The organism is Caulobacter sp. GW821-FHT11E10 (genome assembly GCF_058808375.1).
On the sequence record NZ_JBXARP010000001.1, the window covers coordinates 361,370 to 378,394 of the forward strand.

At 69.0% G+C, this 17,025-nt stretch carries 17 protein-coding genes and 1 pseudogene; 5 read left to right on the forward strand and 13 right to left on the reverse strand.

The window, feature by feature from the left end; translation table 11 throughout:
* Positions 1-178 precede the first annotated feature (178 nt).
* The 8 genes and pseudogenes from AC1RRV_RS01690 to AC1RRV_RS01725 all read right to left on the reverse strand — a co-directional run bounded on the left by AC1RRV_RS01690 (position 179) and on the right by AC1RRV_RS01725 (position 7,050).
* Positions 179-751: a DUF3035 domain-containing protein gene (locus tag AC1RRV_RS01690; RefSeq protein WP_492857846.1), complete on the reverse strand. Its 573-nt coding sequence runs from the start codon at positions 749-751 to the stop codon at positions 179-181.
* Positions 752-861: 110 nt separating this feature from the next.
* Positions 862-1,371, reverse strand: a complete 510-nt coding sequence (gene lspA / locus AC1RRV_RS01695; RefSeq protein WP_492858097.1) for a signal peptidase II — start codon at positions 1,369-1,371, stop codon at positions 862-864.
* A gap of 15 nt (positions 1,372-1,386) precedes the next feature.
* Positions 1,387-1,530 (reverse strand): annotated as a pseudogene (locus AC1RRV_RS01700) (hypothetical protein); the annotation flags it as partial.
* A 21-nt stretch (positions 1,531-1,551) separates the two neighbouring features.
* A complete protein-coding gene (gene ileS, locus AC1RRV_RS01705) occupies positions 1,552-4,461 on the reverse strand; it encodes an isoleucine--tRNA ligase (RefSeq protein ID WP_492857847.1) in 2,910 nt (969 codons plus the stop codon).
* A 78-nt stretch (positions 4,462-4,539) separates the two neighbouring features.
* Positions 4,540-4,584 carry a hypothetical protein gene (locus AC1RRV_RS01710; RefSeq protein WP_181242883.1) on the reverse strand — a complete coding sequence of 15 codons (45 nt, stop codon included), beginning with the start codon at positions 4,582-4,584 and terminating at the stop codon, positions 4,540-4,542.
* 181 nt (positions 4,585-4,765) lie between these two features.
* On the reverse strand, positions 4,766-5,707 hold the full coding sequence (locus AC1RRV_RS01715; RefSeq protein WP_492857848.1) for a bifunctional riboflavin kinase/FAD synthetase: 942 nt from the start codon (positions 5,705-5,707) through the stop codon (positions 4,766-4,768).
* A complete protein-coding gene (locus AC1RRV_RS01720) occupies positions 5,707-6,129 on the reverse strand; it encodes a MaoC family dehydratase (protein WP_492857849.1) in 423 nt (140 codons plus the stop codon). The genes AC1RRV_RS01715 and AC1RRV_RS01720 overlap by 1 nt, the downstream gene beginning before the upstream one ends.
* A gap of 60 nt (positions 6,130-6,189) precedes the next feature.
* On the reverse strand, positions 6,190-7,050 hold the full coding sequence (locus AC1RRV_RS01725) for a TIGR01459 family HAD-type hydrolase (protein ID WP_492857850.1): 861 nt from the start codon (positions 7,048-7,050) through the stop codon (positions 6,190-6,192).
* A gap of 147 nt (positions 7,051-7,197) precedes the next feature.
* Between AC1RRV_RS01725 and AC1RRV_RS01730 the strand changes: the two genes are divergently transcribed.
* Positions 7,198-7,764: an NnrU family protein gene (locus AC1RRV_RS01730; protein ID WP_492857851.1), complete on the forward strand. Its 567-nt coding sequence runs from the start codon at positions 7,198-7,200 to the stop codon at positions 7,762-7,764.
* A gap of 15 nt (positions 7,765-7,779) precedes the next feature.
* Here the strand turns inward: AC1RRV_RS01730 and AC1RRV_RS01735 are convergent, their stop codons facing one another.
* The 3 genes from AC1RRV_RS01735 to AC1RRV_RS01745 all read right to left on the reverse strand — a co-directional run bounded on the left by AC1RRV_RS01735 (position 7,780) and on the right by AC1RRV_RS01745 (position 9,908).
* The gene (locus tag AC1RRV_RS01735; protein WP_492858098.1) at positions 7,780-8,460 is read right to left on the reverse strand and encodes a 2OG-Fe(II) oxygenase; all 681 of its coding nucleotides are present in this window, start codon (positions 8,458-8,460) and stop codon (positions 7,780-7,782) included.
* Between the two features lie 17 nt (positions 8,461-8,477).
* Entirely contained in the window at positions 8,478-9,203 is a 726-nt protein-coding gene (locus AC1RRV_RS01740) for a methylated-DNA--[protein]-cysteine S-methyltransferase (protein WP_492857852.1), read from the reverse strand.
* Positions 9,204-9,287: 84 nt separating this feature from the next.
* Entirely contained in the window at positions 9,288-9,908 is a 621-nt protein-coding gene (locus AC1RRV_RS01745; RefSeq protein WP_492857853.1) for a TetR/AcrR family transcriptional regulator, read from the reverse strand.
* Between the two features lie 68 nt (positions 9,909-9,976).
* Between AC1RRV_RS01745 and AC1RRV_RS01750 the strand changes: the two genes are divergently transcribed.
* Both AC1RRV_RS01750 and AC1RRV_RS01755 read left to right on the forward strand, forming a co-directional pair.
* Positions 9,977-10,600 (forward strand): glutathione binding-like protein, encoded by a 624-nt coding sequence (locus AC1RRV_RS01750; RefSeq protein ID WP_492857854.1) that lies wholly within the window; start codon positions 9,977-9,979, stop codon positions 10,598-10,600.
* 87 nt (positions 10,601-10,687) lie between these two features.
* The gene (locus AC1RRV_RS01755) at positions 10,688-12,298 is read left to right on the forward strand and encodes a M61 family metallopeptidase (RefSeq protein ID WP_492857855.1); all 1,611 of its coding nucleotides are present in this window, start codon (positions 10,688-10,690) and stop codon (positions 12,296-12,298) included.
* On the opposite strand, the gene tipF is transcribed toward AC1RRV_RS01755, so the two are convergent.
* Positions 12,299-13,573 (reverse strand): flagella assembly cyclic-di-GMP phosphodiesterase TipF, encoded by a 1,275-nt coding sequence (gene tipF / locus AC1RRV_RS01760; RefSeq protein ID WP_492857856.1) that lies wholly within the window; start codon positions 13,571-13,573, stop codon positions 12,299-12,301.
* Between the two features lie 187 nt (positions 13,574-13,760).
* On the opposite strand from tipF, the gene AC1RRV_RS01765 reads away from it, so the two are divergent.
* Both AC1RRV_RS01765 and feoB read left to right on the forward strand, forming a co-directional pair.
* Positions 13,761-14,084 carry a FeoA family protein gene (locus tag AC1RRV_RS01765; protein WP_492857857.1) on the forward strand — a complete coding sequence of 108 codons (324 nt, stop codon included), beginning with the start codon at positions 13,761-13,763 and terminating at the stop codon, positions 14,082-14,084.
* A 4-nt stretch (positions 14,085-14,088) separates the two neighbouring features.
* On the forward strand, positions 14,089-16,002 hold the full coding sequence (gene feoB, locus AC1RRV_RS01770; RefSeq protein WP_492857858.1) for a ferrous iron transport protein B: 1,914 nt from the start codon (positions 14,089-14,091) through the stop codon (positions 16,000-16,002).
* Here the strand turns inward: feoB and AC1RRV_RS01775 are convergent.
* Positions 15,999-16,985, reverse strand: coding sequence for an amidohydrolase family protein (locus AC1RRV_RS01775; RefSeq protein WP_492857859.1), 987 nt, complete (start codon positions 16,983-16,985; stop codon positions 15,999-16,001). The two genes, feoB and AC1RRV_RS01775, sit on opposite strands and share 4 nt — an antisense overlap.
* Positions 16,986-17,025: the final 40 nt, after the last annotated feature.

The window sequence follows — 17,025 nt, forward strand, 5'->3', positions numbered from 1 at the left end:
AATAAGTCGTCCGAGGCCGTCGCGGATGTTGAACTTTCTTGCGTCCATGGCGGGAGATTAGCAGGGCAATGTCGGCTAACCCCCCCAACCTGACGGCCAGCTGGACGACCCGGACTGAAACGAAAACGGCCCGGAACCGCGAGGTTCCGGGCCGTTCGATTCGGTTGTGCGTCGTGGCCTAGAGGCCCGGCAGCTTGATGGCGGTCTTCTTCTCGCGGCTGATGATCACGCCACCCGGGCCCAGGATCGTCTTCAGGCGAGCCTCCTCGGTGGCGGCGTCGACTTCCAGCGGGGCGTTGGCGCCGGATTCGGCGGCCGTGGCGACGTTGGTCCCCTTCGACTGACCCTTCTTCCAGAACATCACCTTGCTGGCGAAGCTCTCGTCCTTGTGGGCCAGGTCGCCGTTCTCGTCGTCGACGACGAAGCGGATCAGCGGGTCAGCCTTGTCGGTGCCGGCGCGGGCGACCAGCAGCCTTTCGCCTTCCGAACGACCGGCGGCGTTGCTTTGGCCGATCAGGGCGGCGCGCGCGGCGCTTTCCGGCTGCAGCTCTTGCGGACGCGGCTCGCCGGGCGCCGGCGGGCGCAGGGCGTAGTCCGGCGGCACGGCCAGCGGCGCCTTGCTGACGACGCGGAATTCGTCGGGGACCACCTTGCTCATGCCCAGAGCCTTCTGGGTCGATTGGCAGCCGGCCAGGCCGATGGCGGCCACGGCGGTCAGGGCGCTCACGGTCGCGACCCGATTGAAACTCATCAAACCATGCTCCAGCAGGCCGACCCCCGGCCCAAATTTCGGACGCTCTCGATACGACATCCTCGCGCGGGCGCCAATCTCCTACGCGATTGCGGCGTCATTCGGTCTGATCAGCCAGCTTCTTCTCGCCCCAGCTTCTTCTCGCCATAGAGGAAGCTGTCGATCAGCAGCAGGGCAACCCCGATGTTGATGCCCGAGTCGGCGACGTTGAACACCCAGGGGAAGTGCAGGCGCGAGACGTCGATGAAATCGACGACGTAGCCGTACATCACCCGGTCGATCAGGTTGTTGCCGATCGCCGCGCCGATGATCATGCCGATCCCCAAGGCGGGCAGCAGCTTGTTGGCCTTGCGAGCCCACAACGACAGGCCGATCACCACGAGGATCGAAAAGCCGATCAGCAGCCAGCGACCCCAGTCATGGTCGCGCAGCAGGCCAAAGCTCATGCCGTAGTTATGGACCATGGTCAGGTGCAGTGGTCCGACGAGCGGCAGGCTGGCGCCTTGCTCCCGGCCCAGAAGGCCCAGGACCCAGAGCTTGGAAACCTGGTCCAGGATCAGGGTGGCGGCGGCGACGGCGTAGGCGGTCCAGCCGAGGCGGGTGATTTTCAGTGACGACAATTTCGTCCCCAACGTTCCTTCTCCCCTTGCGGGAGAAGGTGGCCTGCCCCGGGTCGCGCATCGCGCGCCCGCGGATGAACTCCGCAGGTCGGATGAGGGGTCTCGCCGGACTTGCCGTGCAACCCCTCATCCGTCGCTGCGCGACACCTTCTCCCGCAAGGGGAGAAGGGAAGCTAGTCCCTAGCTACGCGCCGCGTCCCAGTAGGCCACGGCTTCGGCGTCGCGAAGGCTAAGCTCCGGATAGCGGGCGTCGGTTCCCACCTCGGGGAGGATGCGCCACGAGCGGGCGCACTTGTTCCCCTGGGCCAGGGTCGGGTCCACCGACACGCCCTTGACCTCGTCGGTCCGGAACGCGCCGCCGTCACCGGCCACGAGCGTGGCGGAGGACGTGCGGAACACCTCGGCGGCGTCCAGGCCGTCGAAGGCGGCGAGCAGGTCGGCGTCGGCGACGTGGACCACCGGGGCGGCCTCCAGCGCCGAGCCGATGCGCTTTTCGCGGCGCTCGACTTCCAGGGCGCCGGTCACCACCGACATCACGGTCTCGACCTTGGCCCAGCGCGCGGCCTCGGAAGGGTTTTCCCACTCGGCCGGCGTCGTCGGGATCACCCGCAGGCTGTTGGAGCCCGCCTCGGGGAAGCGCGTCTGCCACGCCTCTTCCATGGTGAAGCTGGTCAGGGGCGAGAGCCAGATGGTCAGGCGCTCGAACACATAGTCCAGCACCGTGCGATAGGCCCGGCGGCGCAGGGCCGTCGGCGCGTCGCAATAGAGGCTGTCCTTGCGGATGTCGAAGAACAGGGTCGACAGGTCGCCCTGGCAGAACTCGATCAGCGGCCGGGTGACGTCGCTGAAGCGATAGGCCTCGTAGGCGGCGCGGACCTGGCGATCCAGCTCCCACAGGCGGTGCAGGATGTACTTCTCCAGCGGCGGGAAGTCGGCGTAGTCGGTGACCCGCTCGGCCTCGTCGAAGCCGGCCAGGGCGCCCAGCAGGTAGCGCGTGGTGTTGCGCAGCTTGCGATAGGCGTCGGTGGTGGTGGCCAGGATCGTCTTGCCGATCCGCTGGTCCTCGGAATAGTCGACCATCGCCGCCCACAGACGCAGGATCTCGGCGCCGCTCTCCTTGGTGACCGACTGCGGCTCGACGGTGTTGCCCTTGGACTTGGACATCTTCTCGCCGTTCTCGTCCTGGGTGAACCCATGGGTGAGAACCGCCTTGTAGGGCGCGCGGCCGCGGGTGCCGCAGCCTTCGAGCAACGACGACTGGAACCAGCCGCGGTGCTGGTCGGAGCCTTCCAGATAGAGGTCGGCGGGCGAGCGGCTGTCGTCGCGGCCTTCGATGGTGAAGGCGTGGGTGCAGCCGCTATCGAACCAGACATCCAGGATGTCGGTGATCTTCTCGTACTGGGCCGGGTCATGGACGCCCAGGAAGTCGGCGTCGGGACGCGTGAACCAGGCGTCGGCGCCGCCCTCGCGGATGGCGTCGAGGATACGGGCGTTGACGGCCGGGTCGTTCAGCGGATGGCCGGTGTGCTTGTCCACGAACATGGCCAGGGGCGTGCCCCAGTTGCGCTGGCGGCTGATCAGCCAGTCGGGACGCGTCTCGACCATCGAGCCGATCCGGTTGCGGCCGGCGTCGGGGTGGAAGGCGGTGTCGGCGATGGCTTGCACCGCCAGCTCGCGCAGGGTCTTGCCGCCCAGGCTGTCCACCGCGTGGTCCATGCGGATGAACCACTGCGGGGTGTTGCGGAAGATCACCGGGGCCTTGGAGCGCCAGCTGTGCGGATAGCTGTGCTCGACGCGGCCGCGCGCCAGCAGCGCGCCGGCCTCGATCAGCTTGTCCATGACCGCGCCGTTGGCGGCCCCGAACTTGCCGACCTTCTTGCCCTCGGTCTCGATGACCTTCAGGCCGCCGAACATCGGCACGTGCGGATAGTAGGCGCCGTCGGGATCGACGGTGTCGGGGATCTCGCGATGACCGTGCGCCAGCCAGACATTGTAGTCGTCGGCGCCGTGGCCCGGGGCGGTGTGGACGAAGCCCGTGCCCGCGTCGTCGGTGACGTGGTCGCCGGCCAGCATCGGCACGGCGAAGGCGTAGTGGGTGTCCAGGGCCGCCAGCGGGTGGGCCAGGACCATGCCTTCGCAGTCGACGCTCTCGACCTTCTTGAAGGCCGCGACCTTGGCCGCCTTCATGACGTCGTCGACCAGCTTCTCGGCCACGATCAGGCGATCGCCCGGGGCCGACCAGGGGGCGAACTCGAGGTTCTCCTCCAGGGCCGTGACCTCATAGGCGGCGTAGGCGACGTCGGGATTGTACGAGACGGCGCGGTTGGCGGGGATGGTCCAGGGCGTGGTGGTCCAGATGACCACGCTGGCGCCGGTGGCGACGTCCGAGCCCTCGACGACCGGGAACTTCACCCAGATCGTCGGGCTGACATGGTCGTGGTACTCGATCTCGGCGTCGGCCAGGGCCGTGCGCTCGACCGGGCTCCACATCACGGGCTTGGAGCCGCGATACAGCTGGCCGGTCGACAGGAACTTGTGGAACTCGGCGACGATCGTGGCTTCCGAGGTGAAGTCCATGGTGGCGTAGCGGTTCCACCAGTCGCCCAGCACGCCCAGGCGCTGGAACTCGACCTTCTGGGCCTCGATCCAGCCGCCGGCATAGGCGCGGCACTCGCGGCGGAATTCCTCGGCCGGGACCTCGTCCTTGCGGCGGCCCTTGGCGCGGAACTGCTCCTCGATCTTCCATTCGATCGGCAGGCCGTGGCAGTCCCAGCCCGGCACGTAGTCGACGTCGTAGCCCAGGGCGAAGCGCGAGCGGACCACGAAGTCCTTCAGCGTCTTGTTCAGGGCGTGGCCGATGTGGATGGCCCCGTTGGCGTAGGGCGGGCCGTCATGCAGCACGAACAGCGGCGCGCCGTCGGCCTGGCGCTTGGCGCGGACAGCGCCGTAGAGGCCCTTGTCGGAGAGGGCGGCCCAGCCCTCCAGGATCTCGGGCTCCTTCTTGGGCAGGCCCCCGCGCATCGGGAACGGGGTGTCGGGAAGGAAGACGGTTTCGCGATAGTCGCGTGCGGTCGTGGCGTCGTCGGCCATGGAATAAGTGTCCGGCTTTGAAAGGTGTCGGAAGAGGGCGGGAAAACCCGGCGCGCGCTGGATGATCGTCCGGCGGCGTCACGCCGGGCGGATAATTCGCGAAATCTTCCGAACGGAACTCATGGGGAGCGGGATAGCAGAGGGCGGCCCCGGGCGCAAAGGCTTCGGGCGCGTGACCCAAATCCTCTCCCCAGGGGAGAGGTGTCGGCTCGAAGAGACGACGGAGAGGGAAGGGGCGGGCTCTCCAGCACTTCCCCCTCCGGCCTTCGGCCACCTCCCCCGCTGGGGGGAGGATTTTTGGACCCTAAAACGCCGGCGCCACGATCGCGCGGGCGGCTTGCTCGTCGCGGCGGATCTGCTGGACCATCAGCTCGATGCTGTCGAACTTCAGCTCCGGACGCAGGAAGGCGATCAGGTCGGTCTCGATGACCTGGCCGTAGAGGTCCTCGTCGAAGTCGAACAGCCAGGTTTCCAGTCGCGTCTCGACCTCGCCGGTAGTCGGGTTGTTGCCGAGATTGGCCACGCCCGGCACCTCGCGCCCGTCGGGCAGGCGGGTGCGGGTGGCGTAGACGCCCAGCTTGGGGACCACATAGTCCTCGACCTCGACATTGGCGGTCGGGAAGCCCAGCTGGCGACCCAGCTGCTGGCCACGGCGCACCACGCCCTCTATGGCGAAGGGGCGACCCAGAATGCGGGCGGCCTGTTCGGGGTGGCCGTCGCGGAGGGCGTCGCGGACGCCGGTGGACGAGAACTTGTCGCCCTCGCGGCTGGCCACGGGCTCGGCCACCGAGACCGTGAAGCCGAACTCGGCGCCATAGGTCTTCATCAGCTCGGCGCTGCCGGTGCGGCCCCGGCCGAACGAGATGTCGAAGCCGACGGCGATGTGCTTCACGCCCAGGCCCTCGACCAGCACCTTCTCGACGAACTCGCGGTCGCCGAAGCTGGCCATCTCGAAGTCGAACGGCAGCAGATAGAGCAGGTCCACGCCCAGCCCGCCCAGGGCCCGGGCCTGCTGGGGATGGGTCATCAGCTTGAAGGCCGGCTCGGTCGGACGGAACAGGCGGCGCGGGTGCGGATCGAAGGTGATCACGCCCAGCGGCGTCTTCTCGGCCAAGGCCGCCTTCGCCGCCTGGGCGATCACCTGCTGGTGGCCGCGATGCACGCCGTCGAAATTGCCCAGAGCGACGGACGCGCCGCGCTCTTCCGCGGGCAGGCTCTTCCAGGCGTGGATCGTCTTCAGATGCATCAGGCGGCCTTGCGCGGAACCATGACCACGGCCTCGCCATCCACGACCGGCTTGCCGTTGACCAGGCAGACGGTGGCGAAGGTGACGCGGGCCTTGGCCTCATCGATTTCGGTGACGGTGGCGCGGGCGGTGACGGCGTCGCCGATCCTGACCGGCCGCTTGAAGCGCAGGGCCTGCGACAGGTAGATCGCGCCCGGACCGGGCAGGGTCGTGCCCAGCACCGCCGAGATGTAGCCGGCCGACAGCATGCCGTGAGCGATCCGCTCGCCGAAGCTGGTCGTGGCCGCGTAGTCGGCGTCCAGATGGACCGGATTGTTGTCGCCCGTGACCTCGGCGAAGGCCTCGATATCGGCTTCGCCCACGGTGCGGACCAGTTCGGCCGATTGGCCGACGCTCAGCTCTTCCAGGTATTTGCCCTGCATGACGCGCTCCCCTGCGGTTTTTATTGTGCGTTGCACACAGTCTAGCGTTTCAAACTTCGATCACCAGACCAGATCGCCGATGGCGTGGGTGGCGCCCACCGCCTCGGCGTCCAGCAGGGCCTGGACCGCGTCGGGGATCAGCCGGCCGTCGGGGCCGACGGCCTTCTCGCCATGGATGCCCTTGGCGACGAACAGGCAGGCCAGGTTCTGGTCGTGCGCGCCCTTCACGTCGGTGATGACGCCGTCGCCGATGCAGAGCACGCGGTCGCGGTCGACCGGCCGGCCCAGCAGCTTGGCGGCCTCGGCCAGGGCCAGGTCGTAGATCGCGGCGTACGGCTTGCCGGCCATCACCACCCGGCCGCCCAGGCTCTCATAGAGATCAGCCAGGGCCCCGGCGCAGAAGATCAGCCGATCGCCGCGCTGCACGACGCGGTCGGGATTGGCGCAGATGAACAGCAGGTCTCGCTCGGCGGCGACCTTCAGGCGTTCGCGATAGTCCTCGGGGACCTCGGTCTCGTCGTCATAGAGACCCGAGCTCAGGATGAAGTCGGCGTCCTCGCCGCCGGCCAGGGTCAGGTCGAACCCGGCCCACAGCGGCCCGTCGCGCTCGGGACCGATCTTCCAGACCTTGGTCCCCGCGTGTGGACCCAGCAGGGCGCGGGTGGCGTCGCCCGAGCTGACGAAGGCGTTCCAGGCCGAGCGCGGCACCTTCAGGCTGTCGAGCTGCGACACCACGTCGGCCGACGGGCGCGGGGCGTTGGAGATCAACACCACCGGGCCTTGGGTCTGGCTCCACTTCGTCAGGGCGTCGCAGGCCTCCGGGAAGCTCTGGACGCCGTTGTGGATCACGCCCCAGACGTCGCACAGCACCACGTCGTAGCGGTCGGAAAGGGCGGACAGGCCGGCGGGGAAATCCATCATGGCGTGGGCGATACGAGGGGAAGGCCGAGGCGTCAATGTCGCCACCGGCCTTAGCTGTCGTCGAACCCCCGCGATTCAAGGTCTCCAAGGTGACGCTTTCGGAGACCGGCGTTCCGTGACTATCCTCCCGCCAAATGGGAGGGGCCGATGACGATTCTGATCCTGGGTCTGGTCGTGTTCTTGGGAATCCACTCGGTGCGGATCCTGGCCGGACCGTTCCGTGACGCCCAGATCGCCGCCAACGCCAAGCGCTGGAAGGGGCTCTATTCGCTGGTCGCGGCGGTGGGGCTGGGCCTGATCATCTGGGGCTGGATCCTCTACCGGCCCATGGCGCCGCAGCTCTACGATCCGCCCGCCTGGGGCCGCAAGGCCGCCTGGGGCCTGGTCTGGGTCGCTTTCGTGCTGATGCCGACCGGCAATGCGCCGACCGGCCGGATCAAGGCCACCGTGCGCCACCCGATGCTGCTGGGCCTGATCTTTTGGTCTTCCGCCCACCTCCTGGCCAATGGCGACCAGGCCTCGGTGACGCTGTTCGGGTCGTTCCTGGCCTGGGCGATCATCGACCTGATCTCCGCCATCGGCCGCAAGGAGCCGGCGCCGGTGGTGACCAAGCCCAGGTCGGACATCATCGCGCTGGTGGCGGGGACGGTGCTGTGGGCGCTGTTCGTGTTCTTCCTGCACCGGGTGTTGTTCGGAGTTTCGCCGCTGGGGTGAGGGGGCTGGCGCGCCCTACGTCGCGTCGTGGAAGATCACGCCCAGCGTTCTTCGCCGTCCCGCCCTGATCTCGCTCACCCCGTGCCGCAGCACGCGCCGGTGCACGCCGCGCACGCCCTCGGCGGGACGCTCGCGCACCGCGAAGATCACCCCCTCGCCCTGGCGCAGCGGCACGACCTGCGGCGCGCTCTGTTGCCGGGGCCGCTGCTCGACCAGCACGAACTCGCCGCCCTCGAAGTCGCGCCCCGGCTCGTCCAGCAGGAACGCGGCCTGCAGTGGAAAGACGTGCTCGCCATAGAGGTCCTGGTGCAGGCAGTTGTAGTCGCCCGGGCCATAGGTCAGCAGCAGGGGCGTCGGCCGCACCTGGCCGGCCTCGCGGCAACGCGCCAGCATCTCATCCAAGGTTTCGGAAAAGCGCGACGCCTCGCCCAGGCGCTCGGCCCAGCGATTGGCGATCGTCGACAGCGGGCCGTACAGGCCCTGCCGGAGCCGTTGGACGACGTCCGGCAGGGGGTAGCTGAAGTACTTGTACTCGCCGCGCCCGAAACCGTGGCGGGCCATGACCACCCGGCTGCGGAAGCCCGCGTCCTGGGGATAGAGGTCAGCGATGGCGGCGCAGGTCTCGGGCTTCAGGATCGGACCGGTGAGGGCCCAGCCCCGGGCGTCCAGTTCGGCGGCGATGCGGGTCCAGTCCATCTTGGGCGGACTGGGGGTCACGCCGCCTCGCGCGCCAGCAGGGCCCGCTTGCGCTCGACGCCCCAGCGATAGCCGGAGAGGCCGCCGTCCGAGCGAACCACCCGGTGGCAGGGCGTGATCACCGCCAGCGGGTTGGCCCCGCAGGCCTGGGCCACGGCGCGGAAGGCGCTGGGCCGGCCGATGGCGCGGGCGATGTCGCCATAGGACGCCGTCTCGCCGGCCGGGATCTCGCGCAGGGCGGCCCAGACGGCCTTCTGCAGCTCGGTGCCTTGCGCGTCGATCGGCAGGTTCAGGCGGTGGTCGGGATGGTCGACCAGCTCGGCCACGGCCTCCAGGTCGGCGGTCAGCCCCTCGGCGTCGGCGACGATGCGGGCGTGCTTGAAGCGCTTCTCCAGGTCGGCCTTCAGCGTCTCGGCGTCGTCGCCCAGGGTGACCAGGCGCAGGCCGGCGTCGGAGCGGGCCACCAGGGCCAGGCCCAGGCTGGTCTCGGCGATCGCCCAGCGCAGGGTCTCGCGGTTCATGTCCGGCTTGCAGCGCAGGCAGGCGCGAAGGCCGGCGGCGCGGGCGTCCTCACGGGTGGCGTAGAAGGCGACGTTCTTGCGCAGCGGACGGCCGCCGCAGCTGGCGACGCAATAGACGCCGGTGGTGCGCACGCCGATATAGAAGGCGCCCTCGGCGGCGCGGTCCTTGGCGCGCATGGCGTCCCAGCGGGCGTCGTCGTTCGGATAAATCGGAGCAGTCATCGGGGGTCTCCTTTCGTTGGAGAGACCATGCGCCCGACCCAAAGGCCGGTCATTCCGAAGCTTGCGGCCCGGCGCCCAGAAGTGTCAGCAATCGACAGGTCCGCAGACCAGGTCGATCGTGGTGGCGACCATGGCCTCCAGCTCGGCCCGGCTCTCGCCCAGGCGCGCGCGGACGGCCAGGGCGTTCAGCATGCCCGACACCACCCGCGCCAGGGCGGCCGGATCGGCCGAGCGGGGAAGCTCGCCGGCCTCCTTGGCGAGGGTCAGGCGACGGGTCAGGCCCGCGTCCAGCTCGTGCACCCCGGCGGCGACGGTGTCGCGAATCGCCGGATCGGCCGCCGCCTGCGACAGGCCCGAGCCGATCAGGAAGCAGCCGCGCGGCCCGCCCTCCAGATAGGTGTCCAGGCCGGCGGCGTAGAACCGCGTCAGGCTCTGGCGCAGGGTTCCCGGCGAGCCCAGGGCGACCTTCATCGCGGCCCGCGCCTGGTCCTGATAGCGCTTCATGGCGGCCTGGAAGAGCGCCTGCTTGTCGCCGAACGCGCCGTACAGGCTGGGCCGGTTCATGCCGGTGGCGGCCGACAGCGTGTCCAGCGAGGCGGCCGCGTAGCCGCTTTCCCAGAAGGCGTCGGTGGCCTTGGCCAGGGCGAGGTCCGGGTCATAGGCCCGGGGGCGGCCCCGCTTCTTGCCTTCCGTATTTTGTACCATTTCGCATGAAATCCTTGACGCCCGCTAATTCTGTGCGAAACGATACAAAAAACAAGCGGAGCCTGATAATGGACCTCTACTTCTCGCCCATGGCCTGTTCGATGGCCACGCGCATCGCTCTCTACGAAGCCGGCCAGCCGGCCAACTACCTGCGGGTCGACACCAAGGCCTCGCCCAAGCGGGTCGAGGACGGGACGCTGTTCTCGACGATCAACGGCATGGGCCAGGTGCCCGTGCTGCGCACCGACGACGGCGAGCTGATCCGCGAGAACCCGGTGATCCTGCAGTACGTCGCCGACCGCTTCCCGGAGGCCGGTCTGGCCCCGACCGACGCCGCCGGCCGCCGCCAGCTGCAGACCTGGCTCAGCTTCATCGGCTCGGAGCTGCACACCGGCGTCTTCATCGCCCTGCTGCGCCCGACCGCGCCGGACGGGGCCAAGGCCTTCGCGCGGCAGGAGGCCGCCGAGCGGTTCGCGTTCCTGGACGCGCATCTGGCCGGCCAGGACTATCTGCTCGACGCCTACAGCGTGGCCGACGCCTATCTGTTCGTCATGCTGACCTGGGCGCGGGCCATCGCCATGGACCTGTCGGCCTATCCCGCCGTGCTGGCCTATCGCGACCGCGTCCAGGCCCGTCCCGCCGTCGCCAAGGCCTTCGCCGAGGAGTACGGCCTCTACAAGAAGGCCGCCTAGAAGAAGACCGCTGACCCGAACGCCGCGCTTGGCTTGCCCCGGCGCGGCGCCCTACCAAGAGGCGAAGCTCTTGGAGGGACGGTCCCGATGCGGCACCTGGTCGGCGGTTTGGCGATGGCCCTCCTGGCGACCAGCGCGCTTGGCGCGCCCCGGTCGGCCGCGCCCCAGCTGAAGGTGACGCTGCGGGCCAACGCCAAGGGCGTCGTCGCCAGCTTCGTCCTGCCCAAGGCGGTGGATCGCTTCGTGTTCGAGGAACGGGTCGACGACGTCCGCGACGACGCCTGGCGGCCGCCGACCGGCATGACGCTGAACGACGGCGTGCTAAAGCGCGACGACGGCAAGACGTTCTCCAACTTCGCCATCCAGCTGACGCCGGACACGGTTCCGCGCGATCGCCGCTATCCGTCCCTGACTCGCATCGGCGACGGCTGGCAGGTCTACGGCCCCTATTTCGCCGGCGACAAGGTCGCCGCGCCGACCGCGACGGTGGCGACGCCCAAGGGGTGGCTGACCCTTCCGCGCAAGGCGGCCGGCGGGGTCGCGCTGGACGGCTATGTCTATCTGGGCCCCGCGGCCTACGTGACCGGCGGCGCGGCGACCCTGGTCGTGGCCCCCAATGTCGCCACGGGCCTGCGCGCCCAGATCGTCCGCGCGGGCGAGGGGGCGGCGGCCTATTATGCGCGGCGGCTGGGTGTTCCGCTGGCGCGCAAGCCCACCCTGCTGGCGGCTCGCGTTCCGGTGTTCAACGCCGGTTGGCAGGGCGACACCGCGCCGGGCGCGATGATGTCCCTGCGCTTCTTCGGGCCCACCAAGGGCGAGACCGAGGCGACCAGCGCCGTGACCGGTTTCGTGGCCCACGAGTTCTTCCATTTCTGGAATGCCGGGCTGTACCGGCCGCGAGACGGCGAGAACGACGCCTGGCTGCACGAGGGCGCGGCCGAGTACGCCGCCCTGCTCGCCTCTCGCGACCTGGGCGCGCGCGAGGAGGCGGCCGTGGGCCGAGCCCTGGCCGAGCGGCTGACGGCTTGCGCCGAGGCCTTGAAGGACAAGGGCCTGGCCGACGATCCGCCCAAGAAGGGCAAGGCGGTCTATGACTGCGGCGTCGCGGTCCAATGGGCGGCGGACCTGAAGCTGCGCGCGGCCTCGGGCGGCAAGCAGGACGTGCTGGACGCCTGGCGCGAGGTCTTCGCCTACGCCAAGGCGGGCGATGGTCGCTATGACGCCAAGGGCTTCCTGGCGGCGGCGGGTCAGGGCGAGGCGGCGGACGATCCTCTGGGCCTGCTGATGCGCCCGGGCGAGCCCGACCGCTGGGAGCGGCTGACGGCGGCCCTGACGCGGCTAGGGGCGAGGCTGGAGCGTACGCGGGCGAACGACAGTGACCGGGCGGCGGCCCTGTTCGCCCTGCTGGGTCCGATCTGCCGCGGCAGCTACGGCTTCAACGCCGAGCCTGGCGACGACTTCATCAAGCTGGACACCGGCGACCGGTGCGAGGCGATGAACGGCGATCCCAAGATCGATCGGGTGGCCGACCGCGACGTGGTCAAGGACGGCTCGGGCGTGTTCGACGCGGTCGCGACGCTGTGTGCGTCAGGCTCGAGCGACGTGCCGCTGGGCTACAAGGGCCAGGTCGTGGGGAGCTTGCCGTGCCGCAAATTGCCGGCCGCGCCCAAGGCGTGGACCGTCACGAAATGGCGGTGATTACCAGCCCACGGCGCGGCGGCGCAGCGCCCCGCGCATGAAGTCCTGCGGCGGCTCGGCCTCGGCCAGCACCGCGTCGCGGATGGCGCGCGGTTCGCCGAACAGGTGGCCTTGGCCATAGCCGATGTCGAGATCCAGGATGTCGACGATCTGCTTTTCGGCCTCGACCTTTTCGACGATGACCTCGATGCCGTAGCGGCGGGTCAGGGCGGCGAAGTCGGCGGCGTTCAGGTCGGGCAGCGAGGCGATGACCAGCTTGCCGTCCTGCTCTTCCAGCTGGTCCAGCAGCATCTGGGCGCCGACCTTCAGGTAGCGCACGTCGGCGCGGGCCAGGTCCTGGAAGTCCAGGTCCAGGTCGCTGACCTTGTCGAGGCTGAAGCTGAAGCCCAGGCTGGCCAGACGGGCCATGTGACGGGCCTCGACCGCGCCGCGACGCTCGAACGCGGCTTGGCCCAGTTCGAAGATCACCGAACCGGCCAGGTCCTTGTTGGCCTGCATGAATTCCAAGAACTGCGGGAAGAAGCTCTCGTCGCCCAGGCTGGCCAGCGAGATGTTGCAGAAGATCCCGACCTTGCGGTCCTGCTTGCCCAGGCGGCGGACGATCTGCACGCAGCGGAACAGCAGCAGGTTGTCGATGGCCGTCATCAGGCCTTCCGGCTCGGCCACCGCCAGATACTCGGCGGGCATCATCACGCGGCCGGTCTCGTCGCGCAGGCGCGAGAAGCTTTCGTAATAGACGGTCCGGCGCTGCGGCAGGCTGACGATCGGTTGCAGATAGAGGTCGACGCGGTTCTCGGCGAGGGCGTCCTGCACCACCTGCAGCATGTGGCTGGCGTGGGGCGCGCGCTCGCGGATCGTCGTGCTGTGGCGGGCCGAGGCGGCGGCGACCTGGTGGGTGAGCTGATGCTCCAGACGGTCGTTCATCCGCTGGATCACGTCTTCCAGCTGATGGACCTCGGTCGACAGCGCTTCAGAGCGACGCTCGGCGTCGACGGCGACGGATTCAACCAGGTCGGAGATGCGGGCGTCGACCTTCTCGATCTGGTCGAGGAGGATGGCGTGGGCCTCGCGCACGGTGTCGATCTCGCCGCGCAGGCCGGCGGCCATGAAGGTCTGACCCAGCAGGCCGTGGAAGGCGAAGGTCAGGCCCAGCGTGCCGATAAAGGCCGAGACGCCGACAGCCGGGGTCGCGCCCATCCTCCAGAGGAAGAGCGAGACAATCAGAGCCAGACAAAGATAGGCGCCCGTCAGGAGCGCCAACATCAGCCTACGCATAAGTCGCCCATACGAATCGTTACACGCAATCAGACCGAGCAGCGGTCGAAGAGTCGAATCTATTAACGACCCTGCGCCATTCGGTCCCAACAGCCCTTAAGCAGCAGCATACCTCAAAGCGCCAGGATCGTTGAATCGACATTGGTCTCTTCGACTGATAATCGTTCGCAATCCTATCGGAGCCATTATGTCCGAAGCGTTCGTGCTGTCCCCCGAATTCAACCCAGCCGGGATTGATCCCGCCGGCCTGCGTCCCCTGGCCTCGGCCGGGCGCGGCGATCGCGGCGTGATCGTCAAGGTCACCGGCGTGTCCGGCGCGGCCGAGGCCGTGGCGGTCGAGGAACTGGAGCGGCGGCTGCTGGAAATGGGCTTCGTGGAGGGCGCGACGATCGAGGTGCTGCACGAGGGCCTGTTCGGACGCGACCCGATCGCCGTGCGCGTCGACGACACCCGCGTCGCCCTGCGTCGGCGCGAGGCCGCCGCCGTCACCGTGAAGTTCGACGGACGCTAAGATCTTGACCCCAGATTCCGGCGTCGCCGCCACCGATACTGTTTCCAAGTCCACGTTCGCGGACCCGACCCGGATCGCCCTGGTGGGTAATCCCAACTCCGGCAAGACCGCGCTGTTCAACGCCCTGACCGGCAGCCGCCAGAAGGTGGCCAACTACGCCGGCGTCACGGTCGAGCGGAAGGAGGGCGTGCTGACCACGCCCGCCGGCCGTCAGATGCGCGTGCTGGACCTGCCGGGCACCTATTCCCTGCGCGCCCGTAGCCCGGACGAGGTCGTCACCCGCGACGCGGTGCTGGGCAGGCTGGCCGGCGAGATCGCGCCCGAGGCCCTGATCTGCGTGGCCGACGCCACCAACCTGCGGCTGGTCCTACGGCTGGTGCTGGAGCTCAAGCAGGTAGGCCGGCCGTTCGTGCTGGCCCTCAACATGTTCGACATCGCCCAGCGCCAGGGCCTGCGCATCGACCTGGAGCGCCTGTCCCAGGAGATCGGCGCGCCGATCGTCACCACCGTGGCGACCCGCAAGCGCGGCCTGCCGGCGCTGCTGGCCGAGGTCGAGGCCCTGGTCGCGGTCCACACGCCGCGCGGCGAGAACGTCTGGCACGAGCCGACCGCCGCCGAGATCCGCGCCGCCCACGCCGAGGCCCAGCGCATCTTCAAGGCCTGCGTGAAGCCGCCCGAGCGGCCCGACACCGTGACCGGCAAGATCGACGACGTGCTGCTGCACCCCATCGCCGGCCTGGCCATCCTGTTCACCCTGCTGTTCGTCATGTTCCAGGCGGTGTTCACCTGGGCCACCGTGCCGGCCGACGCCATCGACGCGGGCTTCGCGGGGTTGGCCGGATGGGTGGGCGAGGTCCTCCCGCCGGGCCTTCTGGCCAGCTTCATCGCCGACGGCCTGATCGCCGGGGTCGGCAGCGTGCTGGTGTTCCTGCCGCAGATCCTGATCCTGTTCTTCTTCATCCTTCTGCTGGAAGACAGCGGCTACATGGCTCGCGCGGCCTTCCTGATGGACAAGATCATGGGCGGGGCCGGCCTGCACGGGCGGGCCTTCATCCCGCTGCTGTCCAGCTTCGCCTGCGCCATCCCCGGGATCATGTCGACGCGGGTGATCGACAACAAGCACGACCGGCTGACCACCATACTGGTCGCCCCGCTGATGACCTGCTCGGCGCGGATCCCGGTCTACACCCTGATCATCGGGGCCTTCATTCCGCAGCAGACCGTCTGGGGCGTGCTGTCCCTGCAGGGCCTGGTCATGTTCGGCCTCTATGCCGGCGGCATCGTCAGCGCCCTGGCGGTCTCGTTCGTGATCCGGGGGGTCTTCTGGCGCGGCGCGGTCGAGCCTTTCATGATGGAGCTGCCGACCTATCGCTGGCCGGAGCCGCGCAACGTCCTGATGAACCTGTGGACCCGCGCGCGGATCTTCCTGAGCCGCGCCGGCCGGATCATCCTGCCGCTGATGGTGCTGGTCTGGGTGCTGTCGACCTTCCCCTATCCGCCCGAAGGCGCGACCGGACCGGCCATCGACTACAGCTTCGCCGGCCGCATCGGCCACTTCATCGCGCCCGTCATGGCGCCGATCGGCTTCAACTGGCAGATGACGATCGCCCTGATCCCGGGCTTCGCGGCCCGCGAGGTCGCGGTGGCGGCCCTCGGCACCGTCTACGCGGTCGGCGGCGACGACGACGCGGGCACCAAGCTGGGCGTGCTGCTGGCCGGCAAGTGGTCGCTGGCCACGGCCCTGTCGTTCCTGGCCTGGTACATCTTCGCCCCGCAGTGCGCGGCGACCCTGGGCGTGGTCAAGCGCGAGACCAACGGCTGGACCTGGCCGACGGTGATGTTCCTGTACATGACCGGCCTGGCCTATCTGGCCTCGTTCGCGACCTATCATATCGCCGTGGCGATGGGGGCGGGTTAGCCCCCGACCTTGCCCGGATCGATGCGCAGGAAGGTCGCGGCGTTGCCGTAGAGGATCTTGCGCTTCTGCTTGGCCGTCAGGACGGGCGCCTCGCGGATCCGCTCGATGCCGGCCGCGACCAGGTCCGGCCAGACCATCTGGTCCGAGCCGTAGAGGATGCGGTCCTCGAAACCGGCGTCGATCAGGCCCTTCAGATAGGGATAGAAGTCCTCGTCCCGATAGACGCCCGCCAGGATGCCGATCTCGGCATAGACCTGCGGATGGGCGTACATCAGGGCGATCATGCGCTCCTTCATCGGCCAGCCGGCATGGACGACGAAGACCCGCAGCTTGGGGTGCGCCACCAGGACCGGCTCCAGCAGCAACGGATCCGACAGGCTGGCCCGCATGGCCGGGGCCGCGAAATAGGTCACGCCCGGCGCGCCGGGACCCATGTGGATGCCGACCGGGATGTCCAGCTCCTCGGCCAAGGCCCAATAGGGCTCGAGACGCGGATCGGTCGGGGCGATGCCGGCGTACTGGAAGGTCAGCTCCATCAGCGCCTTGACCTTGCCCTCGGCGTGCAGCCGGCGGATCTCGGCCACCGAGGGCAGCTTGTCGGGCGAGCCGCCGCCGATCGCCGGCATGATCCGGTCGGGCGCGGCCTGGCGCCATGTCTCGACCGTCTTGGGATCGCCGCCGGCGATGGCGTAGACGTCGTACTTCTCGAGCAGGGCGAGGGTGCGTCGCCGCAGCTCGTCGTCGGTCGCCGCGCCCTGGAGCTTCCGGGGGCAGTCGGGCGTGATGAACATGCTCTTGAGGTAGGCGTCCAGCCCGCCGCGACCGGGGTCCATCGGCTTCCAGGTCGGGAAGGGCGTGCAGATGAAATGCCCCGGCGGTCCCTCGGAGTCGGCGGTGGTGGCGTGGATATGCATGTCGATAACGGGCTGGCGCTGCTGCGCCATGCCCGTCGTCGCCAGACTCACCCAGAGGGCGGCCGACATCGCGACGACAGTCCTTGACCGATCCATGCCCGTCCCTCGC